Origin of the sequence: Pseudomonas sp. SCB32 (assembly GCF_009189165.1) — a bacterium.
In the GTDB taxonomy this organism is placed as follows: Bacteria; Pseudomonadota; Gammaproteobacteria; order Pseudomonadales; family Pseudomonadaceae; genus Pseudomonas.
Map to the genome: position 1 here is coordinate 1,251,215 of NZ_CP045118.1, position 15,979 is coordinate 1,267,193.

At 63.0% G+C, this 15,979-nt stretch carries 18 protein-coding genes and 1 riboswitch; of the genes, 15 read left to right on the forward strand and 3 right to left on the reverse strand.

From position 1 onward, the window contains the following. Window positions 1-91: 91 nt before the first annotated feature. Both GA645_RS05835 and GA645_RS05840 read left to right on the forward strand, forming a co-directional pair. Entirely contained in the window at window positions 92-571 is a 480-nt protein-coding gene (locus GA645_RS05835; protein ID WP_152220791.1) for a YajQ family cyclic di-GMP-binding protein, read from the forward strand. A 152-nt stretch (window positions 572-723) separates the two neighbouring features. Further along, window positions 724-1,566, forward strand: a complete 843-nt coding sequence (locus GA645_RS05840; protein ID WP_152220793.1) for a mechanosensitive ion channel family protein — start codon at window positions 724-726, stop codon at window positions 1,564-1,566. 54 nt (window positions 1,567-1,620) lie between these two features. Here GA645_RS05840 and GA645_RS05845 read toward each other — a convergent pair whose 3' ends face one another. Together GA645_RS05845 and GA645_RS05850 are read right to left on the reverse strand one after the other, a co-directional pair. Continuing rightward, window positions 1,621-3,426 (reverse strand): AmpG family muropeptide MFS transporter, encoded by a 1,806-nt coding sequence (locus tag GA645_RS05845; RefSeq protein ID WP_152220795.1) that lies wholly within the window; start codon window positions 3,424-3,426, stop codon window positions 1,621-1,623. 41 nt (window positions 3,427-3,467) lie between these two features. Continuing rightward, on the reverse strand, window positions 3,468-3,842 hold the full coding sequence (locus GA645_RS05850; protein ID WP_152220797.1) for an MGMT family protein: 375 nt from the start codon (window positions 3,840-3,842) through the stop codon (window positions 3,468-3,470). A 195-nt stretch (window positions 3,843-4,037) separates the two neighbouring features. On the opposite strand from GA645_RS05850, the gene GA645_RS05855 reads away from it, so the two are divergent. Continuing rightward, window positions 4,038-5,039 (forward strand): DUF481 domain-containing protein, encoded by a 1,002-nt coding sequence (locus tag GA645_RS05855; RefSeq protein WP_152220799.1) that lies wholly within the window; start codon window positions 4,038-4,040, stop codon window positions 5,037-5,039. 285 nt (window positions 5,040-5,324) lie between these two features. Here GA645_RS05855 and GA645_RS05860 read toward each other — a convergent pair whose 3' ends face one another. Beyond that, window positions 5,325-6,083: an SDR family oxidoreductase gene (locus GA645_RS05860; RefSeq protein WP_152220801.1), complete on the reverse strand. Its 759-nt coding sequence runs from the start codon at window positions 6,081-6,083 to the stop codon at window positions 5,325-5,327. Window positions 6,084-6,191: 108 nt separating this feature from the next. Here GA645_RS05860 and GA645_RS05865 point away from each other — a divergent pair, with 108 nt between their 5' ends. The 12 genes from GA645_RS05865 to pncB all read left to right on the forward strand — a co-directional run bounded on the left by GA645_RS05865 (window position 6,192) and on the right by pncB (window position 15,900). Next, window positions 6,192-6,929 (forward strand): HugZ family protein, encoded by a 738-nt coding sequence (locus tag GA645_RS05865; RefSeq protein ID WP_152220803.1) that lies wholly within the window; start codon window positions 6,192-6,194, stop codon window positions 6,927-6,929. Window positions 6,930-7,016: 87 nt separating this feature from the next. Next, window positions 7,017-7,484, forward strand: a complete 468-nt coding sequence (locus GA645_RS05870) for an FxsA family protein (protein WP_152220805.1) — start codon at window positions 7,017-7,019, stop codon at window positions 7,482-7,484. Between the two features lie 236 nt (window positions 7,485-7,720). Continuing rightward, window positions 7,721-8,014: a co-chaperone GroES gene (locus GA645_RS05875; protein ID WP_009617968.1), complete on the forward strand. Its 294-nt coding sequence runs from the start codon at window positions 7,721-7,723 to the stop codon at window positions 8,012-8,014. Between the two features lie 49 nt (window positions 8,015-8,063). After that, a complete protein-coding gene (gene groL, locus GA645_RS05880) occupies window positions 8,064-9,704 on the forward strand; it encodes a chaperonin GroEL (protein ID WP_152220807.1) in 1,641 nt (546 codons plus the stop codon). Window positions 9,705-9,777: 73 nt separating this feature from the next. Then, window positions 9,778-9,840, forward strand: a riboswitch (Fluoride riboswitch). A 63-nt stretch (window positions 9,841-9,903) separates the two neighbouring features. Then, entirely contained in the window at window positions 9,904-10,287 is a 384-nt protein-coding gene (gene crcB, locus GA645_RS05885) for a fluoride efflux transporter CrcB (RefSeq protein WP_152220809.1), read from the forward strand. 16 nt (window positions 10,288-10,303) lie between these two features. Continuing rightward, complete coding sequence (locus GA645_RS05890) at window positions 10,304-10,624, forward strand: DUF190 domain-containing protein (protein ID WP_152220811.1); 321 nt, start codon at window positions 10,304-10,306, stop codon at window positions 10,622-10,624. A 355-nt stretch (window positions 10,625-10,979) separates the two neighbouring features. Then, on the forward strand, window positions 10,980-11,663 hold the full coding sequence (locus GA645_RS05895) for a response regulator transcription factor (protein ID WP_152220813.1): 684 nt from the start codon (window positions 10,980-10,982) through the stop codon (window positions 11,661-11,663). Beyond that, window positions 11,653-12,927 (forward strand): HAMP domain-containing sensor histidine kinase, encoded by a 1,275-nt coding sequence (locus tag GA645_RS05900; protein WP_152220815.1) that lies wholly within the window; start codon window positions 11,653-11,655, stop codon window positions 12,925-12,927. Before GA645_RS05895 ends, GA645_RS05900 begins: the two co-directional genes overlap by 11 nt. An 82-nt stretch (window positions 12,928-13,009) precedes the next feature. Next, entirely contained in the window at window positions 13,010-13,681 is a 672-nt protein-coding gene (locus tag GA645_RS05905) for a class I SAM-dependent methyltransferase (RefSeq protein WP_152220817.1), read from the forward strand. 2 nt (window positions 13,682-13,683) lie between these two features. Further along, on the forward strand, window positions 13,684-14,388 hold the full coding sequence (locus tag GA645_RS05910) for a lipopolysaccharide kinase InaA family protein (protein WP_152220819.1): 705 nt from the start codon (window positions 13,684-13,686) through the stop codon (window positions 14,386-14,388). Continuing rightward, a complete protein-coding gene (locus GA645_RS05915) occupies window positions 14,385-14,615 on the forward strand; it encodes a hypothetical protein (protein ID WP_152220821.1) in 231 nt (76 codons plus the stop codon). The genes GA645_RS05910 and GA645_RS05915 overlap by 4 nt, the downstream gene beginning before the upstream one ends. Window positions 14,616-14,706: 91 nt before the next feature. After that, window positions 14,707-15,900, forward strand: coding sequence for a nicotinate phosphoribosyltransferase (pncB, locus tag GA645_RS05920; protein ID WP_152220823.1), 1,194 nt, complete (start codon window positions 14,707-14,709; stop codon window positions 15,898-15,900). The last annotated feature ends 79 nt before the right edge of the window (window positions 15,901-15,979 follow it).

Genomic DNA, 15,979 nt, shown 5'->3' on the forward strand with positions numbered 1-15,979 from the left:
TTGTCAGTTATAATGACCGCGCATTTTTATCGTCAAGCCAGGCGCGAGTCCGACTGTGAACCGGGTCGCGCCTTCCATCTGGAGAGATGTCATGCCTTCGTTCGACGTGGTGTCCGAACTGGACAAACACGAACTGACCAACGCCCTGGACAACGCTGCCAAGGAACTGGACCGCCGTTTCGACCTGAAGGGCAAGTGCAGCTTCGAGGCCAAGGACAAGTCCATCACCTTGACTGCCGAAGCGGACTTCATGCTCGAGCAGATGCTCGACATTCTTCGCGGCAGCCTGATCAAGCGCAAGATCGACAGCCAGTGCATGGAAATCAAGGATTCCTTCCCGTCCGGCAAGGTGGTCAAGCAGGAAGTGAACTTCCGCGAGGGCATCGACAAGGACCTGGCGAAGAAGATCGTCGCCCTGATCAAGGACAAGAAGCTCAAGGTCCAGGCCGCCATCCAGGGCGAGCAGGTGCGTGTTACCGGCAAGAAGCGCGACGACCTGCAGGAAGCCATCGCGCTGCTGCGCGGCGAGTCGCTAGGCATGCCGCTGCAGTTCAACAACTTCCGCGACTGATGCGAAGGGAACCTGACGCCGTACCGCACCGTCAGAGGTAACGGCTCAGTCCCGGTTCAAGCCGCCATGGTCCAGGCCATGGCGGTTTTGTTTCCGGTATTTGGAAATCGACCGGCGCGTTGCCGGCCGGCAGAATAAAGGGGAATGAATCCATGGATATCAATTACGACGCTCTGGTGAAGTCGGCCGAGGCCTGGCTGCCAGTAGTACTCGCCTACAGCGGACAGATCGTCCTCGCGCTCCTGACGCTGCTGATCGGCTGGTGGCTGATCAATACCCTCACCACCCGTGTCGGCGGCCTGCTCGCCACCCGTCACGTCGATCGCACGCTGCGTGGTTTCGTCGGCAGCCTGGTAAACATCATCCTGAAGGTCCTGCTGCTGGTCAGCGTGGCTTCGATGATCGGCATCCAGACCACCAGCTTCGTCGCCGCCATCGGTGCCGCAGGCCTGGCCATCGGCCTGGCGCTGCAGGGCAGCCTGTCGAACTTCGCCGGCGGGGTGCTGATCCTGCTGTTCCGCCCGTTCAAGGTGGGTGACACGATCGAGGCGCAGGGCGTGACCGGCACCGTCGATACCATCCTGATCTTCCACACCGTGCTGCGCACTGGCGACAACAAGCGGGTGATCGTGCCCAACGGCGCGCTCTCCAACGGCACTATCACCAACTACTCCGCCGAGCCTCAGCGCAAGGTGGTGTTCGATGTCACCGTCGACTATCAGGCGGACCTCAAGCGCGCCCAGGCCGTGCTCCTGGAGCTGGCAAATGACTCCCGTGTGCTGCGCGATCCGGCGCCGGTGGCGGTGGTCAGCAGCCTGGGCGAGAGCGCCATCACCCTGTCGCTGCGCGTGTGGGTGAAGAACGCCGACTATTGGGACGTGATGTTCCTGTTCAACGAGAAGGCCCGCGACGCGCTGGGCAAGCAGGGCATCGGCATCCCGTTCCAGCAACGCATGGTGCGCGTGGTGAGGGGCGAGATGGTCGAGGTCGACTGAGGCGTCCTGCGCTCCAGAAAAAAGGCCGGCATATGCCGGCCTTTTTCGTTGCGCTCAGTGCCGCTCGGCGCTGGGCTGCGCCTGGGCATCGGATGCCTCGTCCGGTGCGCCGTTGGGCATGCCGCCGCTGTTGCGCATCCAGAGCCAGCCGATCAGTACCAGGGTCGGCAGGCCCAGCAGGGCGGTGAAGAAGAAGAACCGCTCGTAACCCATGCTCTCGACCATGATTCCGGAGTAGCCGCCGATGAAGCGCGGCAGCAGCAGCATGGTGGAGCTGAGCATCGCGTACTGGGTGGCGGAGAACTTCAGGTTGGTCAGGCTCGACAGGTAGGCGACGAAGGCCGAGGTGGCCAGGCCGCCGCTGAAGTTGTCGAGCATGATGGTGACCACCAGCATGGTGACGTGCGGTTCGAGCATCTTCAGCAGGCTGAAGACGTTCTGGCTCATCAGCTGCGGGTCATCGATGGCGCCCATCTGCGCCAGCATGGCGAACAGAAGGTTGGTCGCCGCCGAGGCCGCGCCGCCGATGAACAGGATCGGCAGGATGCTGAAGCGGGCGATCAGCACACCGCCGGCGGCAGCGCCGATCAGCGTCATGATCACGCCGAACAGCTTGCTGACGGTGGCGATGGTGTCCTTGGTGAAACCCATGTCGATGTAGAACACGCTGGCCATGGTGCCCATGACGGTGTCCGACATCCGATAGGTGGAGATCAGGCCGAGCAGCAGCAGCGCCTGCCAGCGGTAGCGGCGGACGAACTCGGTGATCGGCGTGAGCACCGGGGCCATCAGCAGGCGGCCCGGCGCGGAAATGCAGCTCAGGGCGATCAGCAGGTACAGCGAGGCCAGCCACCACTTCGCGGTGCTGGCCATGTTGTAGAACGCCGTACCGGTCACCAGCAGGATGATCAGCACCATCACCGACACGGCCTGGTGGACGAAGTCGAACTGCGGCAGGCCCTTGCCGTGTACGGCGAGCAGCAGCGGACGGCGTACCTTCGACAGCAGCTCGCGCACCGGGCGGATCTGCCGGCGGCCGTGCGGGGTCATGCAGATGCCGATGAAGATGGCGTAGAGCGCGGCGCGCGGCCAGGCCTGGTTGGTCAGCGCGGTGAGCATGGCCGGCACCGAGATCAGCAGCACCAGCAATTGCAGCACCGAGAGCAGTTGGTGGTTGAAGGCGAACGCCGAGCTGCCGGCCTGCGGCTGTACGTTCACCGGCGGCTCGCTCATCAGCAGGGTGGTGATCAGGCCCGGCAGGATCAGCAGGGCGCACACCCCGTAGGTCATGCCCCAGGCCGTCTGGCTGTAGTGCAGCGCGCTGGAACCGCCCCATTCGGCGAGGAACAGAACGCCGGCGGTGGCCGTCAGCACGGCGACCCGGTAGCCGGTCATGTAGCAGGCGGCGAGGGCAGCCTGGCGGGTGTTCTCGGCGATTTCCAGGCGATAGGCGTCGATGGCGATGTCCTGGGTGGCGGAGGCGAACGCCACCACCATCGCCAGGGAGATCAGCCAGTTCAGGTGCGCTTGCGGGTTGCACAGGGCCATGCCGAGCAGGCCCAGGGCGATCAGCCCTTGGGAGAACAGCAGCCAGGAACGTCGGCGGCCAAGCCGGCCGATGACGGGGAGGCGCCACTGGTCGAGCATCGGTGACCACACCCATTTGAAGGCGTAGACCAGCCCGATCCAGCTGGCGAAACCGATGGTCTCCCGACCGACACCCGCTTCACGCAACCATACCGAGAGCGTGGAGAGCACCAGCATGTACGGCAGGCCAGCGGCGAATCCCAGCAGCAAAAGCGCGAGGCTGGCGGGAGATCTGTAGGCAATCCATGCCTCTCGCCAGGAATGCTCTTTCATGGGGGTTGTATTCCAGCAGATCGAAAATTACGCGAACTCTACTAGGACTGCTCGCTGCTAGGCCAGCCGTGCCGACGTATGTCCACCTTATCGTTATGGATTCTGACACCCTCCGCACGCAATCGTGCGCGCTGCTCATTACCCGACGGACTGCCTTGCGGCAGGCTGATGCGCCCGCCTGCGGCAATCACCCGGTGCCAGGGCAGGCGGGTGTCGGCCGGCAACTGGCCGAGGATGCGTCCGACCAGACGCGCCGCGCGACCCAGGCCGGCGAGGCGGGCCAGTTCGCCGTAGCTGACGACACAGCCCTCGGGCACCTGGGCGAGCACCAGGAAGATCGCCTCACGGCGTACCTGCAGGCTTTCCAGCCCGAGATCGGCGGCCGGTGCGGGGGATTCGGTCTTGCGCTTGGGCATGGCGTGGTCACGTGATGGAGCTTGCGGGGCAGCATATCGGGATGTCGGCGGCGGGAAAATCGTTGAGCCGATCGATGCCCCATCTGTCGGTACGGATGAACTCTCCGGACAAGGGGCCGGTCAGTCGTTGCTCAAGCGTCGGGCGTCTGGAGAATGCCCGGCTTTTTTGCCCACTGAGCCCGTTGAACCCGACTCATGCTGTCCAGAAACCTGCTGTTTGCTGTCCTTGCTACCTCTTCGCTCTCCGCCGTTGCCGACACCGTATGGCTGAAGAACGGTGACCGCCTCACCGGTATGATCAAGCTCTACGATGGCGGCAAATTGCTGCTGAGCACCAACTATGGCGGAGACATCACCCTGAAGGGCGACCAGATCGCCACCCTGGAGACCGACCAGAACCTGCTGGTGAAGTACGACGAGGAAAACGGCGAGCATTCCAAGGGCCTCAAGGCGGCGGAGCCGGGCAAGGTCACCCTGGTCAACGGTTCATCGCGCACGGTGGACGTGGCCAACATCGAGCAGATGATGCCGCCCAAGCCGATCCTCGAGGACTGGGTGTGGACCGGCAATGTGAATTTCTCCCTCGACCACAAGCAGGCCGAGAACGATGTCGAGGACTACGACATCGACTTCAAGACCAACGCCCGCCACGGCCGCTGGCGGCACAACCTGCAGGGTGCATACAACCGCGAGAAGAAGAACGACTCGGTCAGCACCAACAACTACTCGGCCGAGTACGCGCTGGACCGTTTCCTCGACGATCACTGGTTCTGGCAGGGCCAGGCACAGTACAAGCGCGATTGGGTCGAGGATCTGCAGAAGAAGCGCACGGTCGGTACCGGTCCCGGCTACCAGTTCTGGGATAACGAACTGGGCGCGTTCTCCCTGGCCACCCTGATCAACCGCAACGACTACGAGTTCACCGATAACGGGAAGGACCACTTCTACTCCAGCAGCGTGAAGTGGGACTACAACCGCTTCCTGCTCGCCAAGCAGTTCGAGCTGTTCACCAATGGCGAAGTCAGCAAGCCGCTGGACTCGAACGTGGAGTACGAGCTGAATAGCGAGGCGGGCGTTCGCTACAAGCTGACCTCCTGGGCGTCCCTGAGCCTCAAGGGCGAGTGGGACAAGCTCAGCGGTCATGACGGTAACGTCAACGAGCGGCGCTATACCCTGGGGCTGGGCGTGGGTTGGTAGCGCCTTCCATCCCCGGTTGGCTGGATGTGCTCCCGTAGGAGCGGATCTTATCCGCGATCCGGCCGCCAGGCCGGCCACAAGGGGGGGCGGCTTCGCCTGGATATTGTGGAGAAGCTCCGCTCCTGCATTGTTTCTGGATCCCCGCGTTCGCGGGGAAGACGATTGCGGAGGGCGGTGCATGACATCGTCACTCCCGCGAACGCGGGAGCCCCAAAGACAGTTGCTCCTGCAAGAGCGCCAATAAAAAGCCCCGCACATGGCGGGGCATTTTATTGGGCGGGCGGATTACAGGCGCAGGCCGCCGTCCAGCTCCAGCACGCGGCCGGTGTAGTAATCGTTCTCGAGGATATAGGCCACCGAGTGAGCGATCTCCAGCGGCTTGCCCAGGCGCTTGAGCGGAATGCCGGAGGTCATCTTCTCCAGGGCTTCGGGCTTCATGCTGGCGACCATGTCGGTCTCGATGAAACCGGGAGCAACGCCCGCCACGCGGATGCCGTAGCGTGCCAGTTCCTTCGCCCAGACCACGGTGTCGGCTGCGACGCCGGCCTTGGCCGCGGAGTAGTTGGCCTGGCCCATGTTGCCGGCGCGGGAGATGGAGGAGATGTTGACGATCGCGCCTTCGTTCTTCAGTTCGATCATCTTCGCGGCAACTTCGCGGGTGCAGAGGAACACGCCAGTCAGGTTCACGTCGATCACTGCCTGCCACTGGGCCAGGCTCATCTTGCTCAGTTCGCCGTCCTTGACCTTGATGGTCAGGCCGTCGCGCAGGATGCCGGCGTTGTTGACCAGGCCGTTGATGGCGCCGAAGTCGCTGGCGACCTGGGCCACCATGTGGGTAACCTGTTCCTCATTGGCGACGTTGCACAGATAGGCACGGGCGTCACCGCCGGCGGCCTTGCAGGCGGCCACGGCTTCGTCCAGTTTTTCGGCGTTGAGGTCAACCAGCGCCAGGCGGGCGCCCTTGGCGGCGAGGTACTCGCCCATGGCGCGCCCCAGGCCCTGGCAGCCGCCGGTGATGATGATGACCTTGTCTTTCAATTGCATCTGAAGAACCCCACGAGCAGTTTCTGGTGAGAGGCCTCGCCGGCAGCTGAGAACAGAGTCATCCTGCCCGTCCGTTTTACGACGGATTCTTTGCGAGGAGTCATAAAGGTGAGCGTGAAAGCCGCTAAGAATGCCCGAGAATTGCTGCTCAAGGAATACCGCGGGGTGCTCTCCACCCACTCGAAAAAGTGGCCGGGGTTCCCTTTCGGCTCGGTGGTGCCGTATTGCCTGGACCAGGCTGGCCGCCCTCTGATCCTGATCAGCCGTATCGCCCAGCACACCCACAACCTGCTGCAGGACGGCAAATGCTCGCTGCTGATCGGTGAGCGCAGCGCTGCCGACATCCAGGCCGCCGGCCGCCTGACCCTGCTGGCCGAGGCGCGGCAGATCGAGGACGTCGATGCCATCGCCGATGTCGCCGATCGTTATTACCGTTATTTCCCCGGTTCGCAGGACTACCACATCGTCCATGACTTCGATTTCTGGGTCCTGGAACCGGTGCAATGGCGCTACATCGGCGGTTTCGGCGACATCCACTGGCTGGGCGCCGAGAGCGTGCCGCTGGCCAATCCCTTCGTCGGCGAGGTGGAGCGGAGCATGGTCGGGCACATGAACAGTGACCATGCCACTGCCGTGGCGCACTATGTCCAACTGGCCGGGCTGCCGGGTGATGCGACGCCGGAACTGGCGGGAATTGATACAGAAGGTTTCCACCTGCGTATCGGCCAGGCCCTGCACTGGCTGCCGTTCCCCGCGCCGTGCGCGGATCCTGGCGAGGTGCGCCAGGCCCTGGTGCAACTGGCGCGGGCGGAAGTCTGGCCGGGCAATGAAGTGATCCAGGCCTGAGTCATCCCCTGAGCTAACCCTTGAAATCATGGCGGGGCGTCGCCACCTAGCCTTTACCCGGGCAATTACCCCGCCAAGGATTCATCGATGCGAGTTCCCCTGTTTCTGATTCTGTTGTTCCCGCTGATCGAGCTGGCCGTGATGATCAAGGTCGGTAGCGTGATCGGTGTGGGCTGGACCCTGTTGCTGATCATCGCTGGCGCCTTCATCGGCGCGGCGGTGCTGCGGGTCGCCGGTTTCGCCACCGCGATGCGCGCCCGTGAGCGCCTGAGTCGCGGCGAGTTGCCCGAGCAGGAAATGCTCGAGGGCCTGGTGATTGCCCTGGGCGGCGGCCTGCTGATGCTGCCCGGCTTCATCAGCGACATCATCGGCATCCTCTGCCTGATCCCCTTCACCCGGCACCTGATGCTCGGCCGCGTGCGCCAACGCATGCAGGCGCAGGCCGAGCGCCGGCGCGCCTTCGCTGACGATCCGGCTGCCCAGCAGCGCGGTGGCCCCAATGTGATCGAGGGCGAATACCAGCGCCGCGAGGAAGACCGCGACCGTCTGCGTTGAGCGTCGGGCCGCCCAGGCGGCTCTTCGCACCCGTCCGCGCAAAAATTTTTTCTTCACACACTTGAAATGCCTTGCAGTGACCTTATGTTCCGGACACCGCAAGGTCCCTGTCACACGGACAGGCTGCTCTTTACGCGATTCGCCATCCGGGTCGCAAACCGGCACCGCCGGATTCAATAAAACCTGCCGGGCATCGATCCGGCCGTTGGAAATCACTGTTTGGGAGAGTTACGACTATGAAGCTTCGTCCTCTGCATGACCGCGTCGTCATTCGTCGCAGCGAGGAAGAGACCAAGACCGCAGGCGGCATCGTGCTGCCGGGTTCCGCCGCCGAGAAGCCGAACCGCGGTGAAGTGGTCGCCGTCGGTGCCGGCCGCGTGCTGGACAACGGCGAAGTTCGCGCTCTGGCAGTGAAAGTGGGTGACAAGGTGGTCTTCGGCCCGTACTCGGGCAGCAACGCCATCAAGGTCGACGGTGAAGAGCTGCTGGTGATGGGCGAATCCGAGATCCTCGCCGTCCTGGAAGACTGATCCAGTCCGTCCCCCAACCCCACTGAATTCGATTTAGAGGAAACAGAACATGGCTGCTAAAGAAGTTAAGTTCGGCGATTCCGCTCGCAAGAAAATGCTGGTCGGCGTGAACGTCCTGGCCGACGCCGTCAAAGCTACCCTCGGCCCGAAAGGCCGTAACGTCATCCTGGACAAGAGCTTCGGCGCTCCGACCATCACCAAGGACGGCGTTTCCGTCGCCAAGGAAATCGAACTCAAAGACAAGTTCGAGAACATGGGCGCCCAGCTGGTGAAAGACGTTGCCTCCAAGGCCAACGACGCTGCCGGTGACGGCACCACCACCGCTACCGTTCTGGCTCAGGCCATCGTCAACGAAGGCCTGAAGGCCGTCGCTGCAGGCATGAACCCGATGGACCTCAAGCGCGGCATCGACAAGGCGACCATCGCTATCGTTGCCCAGCTCAAAGACCTGGCCAAGCCGTGCGCTGACACCAAGGCCATCGCCCAGGTTGGCACCATCTCCGCCAACTCCGACGAATCCATCGGCAACATCATTGCCGAAGCCATGGAAAAAGTCGGTAAGGAAGGCGTGATCACCGTTGAAGAAGGCTCGGGCCTGGAAAACGAACTGTCCGTCGTAGAAGGCATGCAGTTCGACCGTGGCTACCTGTCCCCCTACTTCATCAACAAGCCGGACACCATGGTTGCCGAGCTTGATGGCCCGCTGCTGCTGCTGGTCGACAAGAAGATCTCCAACATCCGCGAAATGCTGCCGGTGCTGGAAGCCGTTGCCAAAGCTGGCCGTCCGCTGCTGATCGTGGCTGAAGACGTCGAAGGCGAAGCCCTGGCTACCCTGGTCGTCAACAACATGCGTGGCATCGTCAAGGTCGCGGCCGTCAAGGCTCCGGGCTTCGGCGACCGCCGCAAGGCCATGCTGCAGGACATCGCTATCCTGACCGGCGGTACCGTCATCTCCGAAGAAGTCGGTCTGAGCCTGGAAGGCGCTACCCTGGAGCACCTGGGCAACGCCAAGCGCGTCGTCCTGAGCAAGGAAAACACCACCATCATCGACGGCGCTGGCGCTCAGGCTGACATCGAAGCCCGCGTTCTGCAGATCCGCAAGCAGGTCGAAGACACCTCCTCGGACTACGACCGTGAGAAGCTGCAAGAGCGTCTGGCCAAGCTGGCCGGCGGTGTTGCCGTGATCAAGGTCGGCGCTGCCACCGAAGTCGAGATGAAAGAGAAGAAAGCCCGCGTTGAAGACGCCCTGCACGCTACCCGTGCTGCGGTGGAAGAAGGCGTGGTTCCTGGCGGCGGCGTCGCTCTGGTGCGTGCTCTGCAAGCCATCGAAGGCCTGAAGGGCGATAACGAAGACCAGAACGTCGGTATCGCGCTGCTGCGTCGCGCCGTTGAAGCTCCGCTGCGCCAGATCGTTGCCAACTCCGGCGACGAGCCGAGCGTAGTGGTCGACAAGGTCAAGCAAGGTTCGGGCAACTTCGGCTACAACGCTGCTACCGGCGTGTACGGCGACATGATCGAGATGGGTATCCTCGATCCGGCCAAAGTCACCCGTTCGGCCCTGCAAGCTGCTGCTTCCATCGGCGGCCTGATGGTCACCACCGAGGCCATGGTTGCCGAAGTGGTCGACGACAAAGCTGCTCCGGCCATGCCGGACATGGGCGGCATGGGCGGCATGGGCGGCATGATGTAAGCCACCCGGCACCTGCTGTAAGAAGAAGCCCCGCTTAGGCGGGGCTTTTTCATGCGTGAGGGTTATGCCAGACTGCGCCGCAGGAGATGGCATTCCTCCTTCAACCGCCCTCGTGGCTGATGATGCCTACGCATAGACCTGGAAAGGCGCGTAGGCGCTCGCCTGCAGCCTGTCCAAACACCTTCCCCAGGACAGGATCATGTGGAAATCCATTCTCGCCGTATCCCTCGGAGCCGCCCTCGGCGCACTGCTGCGTTGGGTGCTCGGGCTCAAGCTCAACACGCTGCTGCCTTCCTTGCCGCCGGGTACGGTGGTTGCCAACCTTGTCGGCGGCTACATCATCGGCGCGGCCATCGCCTTCTTCGCCAATACCCCGGGCCTGGCGCCAGAATGGCGTTTACTGATCATTACCGGCTTCTGCGGTGGCCTGACCACCTTCTCGACCTTTTCCGCCGAGGTCGTGGTCCTGCTGCAGCAAGGCCGTCTGGTCTGGGCGCTGGGTGCGGTCGCCACGCATCTGGTGGGTTCGCTGCTGATGACCATGCTGGGCCTGCTGTCGGTCCACTGGCTGATGGGCCGCTGAGCGCGGGGAGGTAGACGTGAACGGTTTCCAGCTGAAGTTCTTCACCCAGCAGGATCGCAAGCATGCCGGCCTGCCGCTGGCCCAGTGGCTGCTGGAGGAAGCGCGGCGCCAAGGCGTGCGCGGTGCGACCTTGATGAGCGCGAGCGAAGGATTTGGCAAGACCGGGCGGATTCACTACGCGCATTTCTTCGAACTGGCCGACCAGCCGCAGGAAGTCACCATGGCGGTAACCGCCGAGGAGTCCGAGCGGATCTTCGCGGTGATCCGCCAGGCCGGGGTCAAGCTGTTCTACGTGAAGACGCCGATCGAGTTCGGCGTCGTTGGCGACGCCGACTGAGCCTCGCGCAGCGTTCAGTGTGGCGGGAGCTTGCACGCCAGCCTGCGTGATCGGCCGATAAAGCTGCAAGGCTGGAGGCCAGGGCGGAGCAGGGGGCGATGATCCTCTGCCTGACGTGGCCGTGCGGGCGTTTCTCGATGAGTCCCACCAAGGCCCCGAGGGCGTCCTGGCCCGCTTGAACACCGAAAGCGCGGCGACCAGCCACAGCATCATCAGAGGCAGTGGGCGAGAAAACGGGCGCGAATACTCCTCTCGCCGGCGTCGCTCAGCTGTCAATAGAATGTGAAATTTATGTCAAACCCGTTTAAGTTCCGTTTAAGGAAGATAGGCTAGTGTGCACTTCGGAGGAGAGTTCATGCGCATTCTGTTGGTTGAAGACAATCGGGACATTCTGGCGAATATGGCCGACTACCTCGGACTCAAGGGGTATACGGTGGATTGCGCGCAGGACGGGCTTTCCGGGCTGCACCTGGCGGCTACCTCCCATTACGACCTGATCGTGCTCGACGTCATGCTGCCGGGGCTGGACGGCTTCACGCTGTGCCGCCGGCTGCGCGAGGATGCCCGACGCGACACTCCGGTGATCATGCTCACCGCCCGTGATCAGCTGGACGACCGCCTGCAGGGCTTCCGCTCAGGCGCCGACGATTACCTGTTGAAACCGTTTGCCCTGTCGGAGCTGGCGGCCCGCATCGAGGCCGTGCTGCGCCGCAGCCAGGGCGGCGGACGCCGCGAGCTGCAGGTCGGCGAGCTGAGCTACAACCTCGATACGCTGGAAGTGAACCGCAGCGGCAAGCCGCTCAAGCTCAACCCCATCGGCCTGAAGCTGCTGGCCGTGCTGATGCAGAAAAGTCCCCACGTGGTACGCCGCGACGTTCTCGAAGAGGCCGTCTGGGGCGATGACTGCCCCGACAGCGACAGCTTGCGCAGCCATGTCCACCAACTCCGCCAGGTGATCGACAAGCCTTTCGCTTCGTCGCTGCTGCACACCGTGCACGGCGTCGGCTACCGCCTGGCGGAGGAAGCGAATGGAGTATAAGCAGAGCCTTTCCCGTCGGATTGTCTTTGCCTTCGTACTCATGACCGCCGCAGTCGGCGGACTCTTTTCGGTGGGGATCGTCGGGGTGGTCCACGTCGTCGAGGAGCGGCTCATCTCCCACGATCTGGGCGGTGAGCTCGATCGGATTCTCGAGGCGGACCTGGGAACCGGCCAGTCGCCGAAACTCGATCCCGGCATGCGCTTCTTCATCAGTGACGCCCAGGGCATATACGCCATGCCGCCGGCGCTGCGCCGTCTGGATGAAGGCTTCCACGAAGTCTTCGACGGCGAACTGTCCTTCCATGCGCTGGTGCGCGATCAAGGCGGCCGGCGCTTCGTGCTGCTGCAGGACCAGAGTGATTTCGAGGCGCGCGAGCAGGTGCTCTACGCGTCCGTGGTCACCGGCTATGTGCTCAGCCTGACGCTGGCTGGCCTGCTGGGCTGGCTGCTGTCGCGCAAGGTCATGGAGCCGGTGGCCCGCCTGGCGCGCCAGGTACGCCACCGCGACCAGCTGCTGGACCTGGCGCCGCCGATGGCGCCCGACTACGCCAACGACGAAGTGGGCGAGCTGGCCTCGGCCTTCGATTACGCCATGGGGCGCCTGCACGACGTGCTGACCCGGGAGAAACTCTTCACCAGTGACGTCAGCCACGAACTGCGTACGCCCTTGATGGTGATCGCCACCAGTTGCGAGTTGCTGGCCGAGGAGCCGGGGTTGAGCGCCAGGGCGCGAAGTCAGCTGGCGAGAATGACCAGCGCCACCGAGGAAATGCGCGACCTGGTACAGACATTCCTGCTGCTGGCGCGCGCACAACGCAAGGACATGGGCATCGTCCCGCAGGCGGGCCTGCGGCAGATTGCCGAGGAGCTGGTTACGCAATGGCGCGAACCGATCGAGGCGAAGGGGTTGCGGCTGGAGTTCGGTGGGGCGGATGCCATGCCTGGCCAGTTCAATGCACCCTTCCTGCGTTCGGTGATGGGCAACCTGCTGCGTAATGCCATGCATTACACCGAAACCGGCAGCATCCGTTTACAACTTTCCGCGACCGGGTTCTGGGTCGAGGATACCGGCGCGGGAATCCCCGAAGAGCAGCGCGAGCGCGTGTTCCAGCCATTCGTGCGGGGTGTGAACCCACGTGGTGAGGGGCTTGGGCTGGGGCTGTCGCTGGTCAAGCGCATCTGCGCCTCGGAGTGTTGGAACGTCAGCCTGCACCCCGTTGAACCGCATGGCTGTCGCTTCGAAGTTTGCCTAGTCGCGGCTTGACGAAAACTTCACAAGTGAGTGACCCGTCTGTGACAGGCTGGTTTGCATTGTTCGTCCTGAAATTGGGATAGGTAATCATCCGATGAGTGACAAATCTGTCGATCTGGAGTTTTCCCAGAAGTACGACCGCGAGCACGCCGAGCGCTATCTGCGTAAGCACCAGGCCGGGCTGTCGCGGAAACTTTCCCACTGGCGGGATGTCCAAGTAGCTCGTCAGGCACTCAAACTCGCCGGTCAGCCCAACCTGGTGCTCGACCTGCCGTGCGGCGCCGGGCGCTTCTGGCCGATGCTGGCCGAAAAGGAAAACCGCGTGATCATCGGCGCCGACAACTCGCCGGACATGATCGCGGTCGCCTGTGCCGGCCAGCCGGAAGAGGTTGTAAAACGCGTTCGACCTTTGCAGACTTCCGCGTTTTCCATCGATCTGCCGGACGGCGCCGTCGACAGCATCTTCTCGATGCGTCTGATGCACCACATCGGCGAAGTGGATGACCGCCTGACCATGTTGCGCGAGTTCCACCGCGTCACCCGTGACTCCGTGATCCTGTCGCTGTGGGTGGATGGCAACTTCAAGTCCTGGAAACGCAAGCGCGCCGAAGCATCTCGCGAGAAGCACGCCTACCAGAACCGTTTCGTGATTCCGACCAAGACCATCGAGGCGGAGTTCCGCCAAGCTGGCTTCAAGGTTCAGGACCACATTGATTTCGTCCCGTTCATCCACATGTGGCGGGTCTACATTCTGCGTAAGGAGTAACAATGGCCGCTGATCTGGCATCTCTGCAGCAAATTTCCGGTGAAAACGCTATCGATCGCTGGTTGCAGATTCCCGGCAAATGGGTAGAGGAACCGAATCGGCGGCGCGGCGGCGAAAGCGGTGTGCAGCGCGTGCTGACCGCCGATGGGCGCATGCTGTACCGCAAGCAGCAGATGGGGCACATCTATCGCGATCTGCTGCATCCCTTCGGTTACCCCACCGCCATTCGTGAGCGTGATGCACTGAAGGCCGCCGAGGCCCTGGGCGTCAAGGTGCCAACCCTGGTCTACGCCGGTTGCCGCAAGGTCAACGGCGAATGGCAGGCGCTGCTGGTCACCGAGTCCCTCGATGGTTTCTCCAGCCTGGAAGACTGCTACGCCCGTGGCGACCACGAACGTTGGGGCGAAGCGCTGCATCAACGCATTCTGCAACAATACGGTAGTACCCTTGCCAAACTTAACGCCGGTCATTGGCAGCATGGCTGCCTGTACCTCAAGCACGTATTCGTGCAGGTGGACGGCGACAAGATTGAAGTGGCGCTGATCGACATGGAGAAGGCCCGCCGACGTTTCAGCGCCCAGCGCGCCGCGCGTCATGACCTTCGCCAGGTGAAACGCCGTTCGTCGTGGACAGAGGCGCAGTGGCAGGCCTTTGTCTATGGTTACCAAGCGGCGTTTGGCAGCGCCATCAAAGGGTTGCAGACATGAAGTTAGAAGTTACGCGAAGTTTGCTCCTGATCGGCGCGCTCGGGGTGGCAACCCTGGCGGCAGCCGCCTGGCATGAACCTTCTCCCTCGGTCATTTCGAGCAGGGCAGATTCGGGGTCCTGTCCGGTACCGCCCAATGTGCGTCACAAGCAGGCGGTCAGTCCGGACCAGGACCTGCTGCTGTTCCTGTTCGGCATGTCCCAGGGCGCTGTCGCGCAGTCGCGCTGACTTCGCGTATCTCACGAGAACCCCGCTTAGGCGGGGTTTTTTGTGGGCGACGGGTTTAGACTGCCGGTTCGGAGCCTGCAACGAGACGAGCATGAGCGACAGCGTATTTTCCCGGCGGATCGTGCAGAACCTGCTGGATACCGACTTCTACAAGCTGAGCATGATGCAGGCGGTACTGCACAACTATCCCAACGCCGAGGTGGAGTGGGAGTTTCGCTGCCGCAACGAGGAAGACCTGCGCGCCTACCTCGACCCTGTTCGCGAGCAGGTGGAGTACCTGTCACAGCTGTCGTTCGCCCCTCAGGAGCTGACCTTTCTCGAACGCATTCCGTTCTTCAAGCCGGACTTCATCCGCTTCCTGGGGCTGTTCCGCTTCAATCCCTGCTATGTGGAGCTGGGCGTCGAGAACGGCGAGTTCTTCCTCCGCCTCAAGGGTCCCTGGCTGCATGTGATCCTCTTCGAGGTACCGCTGCTGGCGACCATCAGCGAAGTGCGCAACCGGCACCGCTATCCGGGGGCTTCGCTGACGGCGGTGCGCGATCGCCTGCAGGAGAAGCTCCACTGGCTGCGTGGCGAGGCCAGCGCCGAGGAGCTGGCCGGTTTCAAGATGGCCGACTTCGGCACTCGCCGGCGCTTCTCCTATCCGGTGCAGGAGGCGGTAGTGCGAGACCTGCGCGATGACTTCCCCGGCCACTTTGTCGGTACCAGCAACGTGCACCTGGCGCGGATGCTGGGGGTGAAGCCGCTGGGTACCATGGCCCATGAGTGGCTGATGGCGCACCAGCAGCTCGGCCCGCGCCTGATCGACAGCCAGGCCGCCGCCCTCGACTGCTGGGTTCGCGAGTACCGTGGCCAGCTGGGGATCGCCTTGACCGACTGCATCACCATGGATGCCTTCCTGGCCGATTTCGACCTGTATTTCGCCAAGCTCTTCGACGGCCTGCGCCATGACTCGGGGGACCCGCTGGCGTGGGCGGAAAAGGCTATCCGTCACTACGAGCGCCTGGGGATCGATCCGCGCAGCAAGACCCTGGTGTTCTCCGATGGCCTGAACCTGCCACGTGCCCTGGAAATCTACCGGGCACTGCGCGGTCGTATCGACGTCAGCTTCGGCATCGGCACCCAGTTCACCTGCGATGTGCCTGATGCAGCGCCGATGAACATCGTGCTGAAGATGACCGCCTGCAATGGTCACCCGGTGGCGAAGATTTCCGATACACCGGGCAAGACCCAGTGCAGGGACGAGAACTTCCTCCACTATCTCAAACACGTCTTCAAGGTCTGAGCACGCCGGTTTGCGCAGTGCAGCGTGACGCGCCAGTCTTAGCGGACAACCCATTGCGATCATCCATTGACGGGGAGTG